This is a genomic window from Frankia sp. CcWB3 (assembly GCF_977927595.1).
Window position 1 is genome coordinate 1 of sequence record NZ_CDWRCK010000107.1, and the last position, 946, is coordinate 946.

Consider the following 946-nt stretch of genomic DNA (forward strand, 5'->3'; position numbering starts at 1 on the left):
AGCTGACGCGCCGCGTCCAGGCCGGCCGCGGGTGTGTGGTGGCCGGGGTCAAGGCCCTCGCCTGCGAGATGCCCGCCGCGAGCGGGGCGCCGCTGGCCCGCTGGACCTGCCCAGAATTGGCTCGCCACGCGGCGGCCAGTGGCATCGTTCCCGCGCCGTCAGTGTCTACCGCGCGGCGCTGGCTCACCGAGGATGCCCTGAAGCCCTGGCAGCACCGGTCGTGGATCTTCCCCCGCGACCCGCCGTTCGCGGTGAAGGCCGGGCGTGTGCTGGATCTCTACCAGCGGGAATGGGAAGGACAGCCACTCGGCGACGACGAATACGTGCTGAGCGCCGACGAGAAACCCGGTGTCCAGGCCCGGATGCGCCTGCACCTGCCGCTCCCGCCTGGCCCCGGCCGGGCGATGCGGGCCGAGAGCGAATACCACCGGCACGGCACCCTGGCCTACCTGGCCGCCTACGACGTCCACCACGCGAGGGTGATGGGCCGGTGCGAGCCGTCCACCGGGATCAAGCCGTTCACCGCGCTCGTGGACCAGGTCATGAGCGTCGAGCCGTACGCCTCGGCCAGGCGCGTCTTCTGGGTTGTGGACAACGGGGCCTCGCACCGCAACTGGGCCGCCGCCGACCGTCTGAACAGCGCCTACCCCAACGCGCGGATGGTTCACCTGCCTGTCCACGCCTCCTGGCTGAACCAGGTCGAGGTCTACTTCTCCGTCCTCCAGCGCAAGCTGCTTACTCCGGACGACTTCGAGGGCCTGGACGAGCTCGCCGCCCAGATCATCGCCTTCGAGAAGCACTACAACGCCGCCGCCAAGCCCTTCGGCTGGAAGTTCACACGCACCGACCTCAACCAGCTCCTGGCCCGCATCGGGAACCACCACCGGCACGCGCCACGTCCGCAGGCCGCATGAAACCCGACGAATTAACGGTTCCGACCACTAGC

1 protein-coding gene is annotated in these 946 nt (G+C 69.8%); it reads left to right on the forward strand.

Annotated features, from left to right (window positions below):
• A partial coding sequence (locus tag ACY5KJ_RS10245; RefSeq protein ID WP_462203257.1) for an IS630 family transposase occupies positions 1 to 914 on the forward strand: 914 nt, incomplete at its 5' end.
• Between the last annotated feature and the right edge of the window lie 32 nt (positions 915 to 946).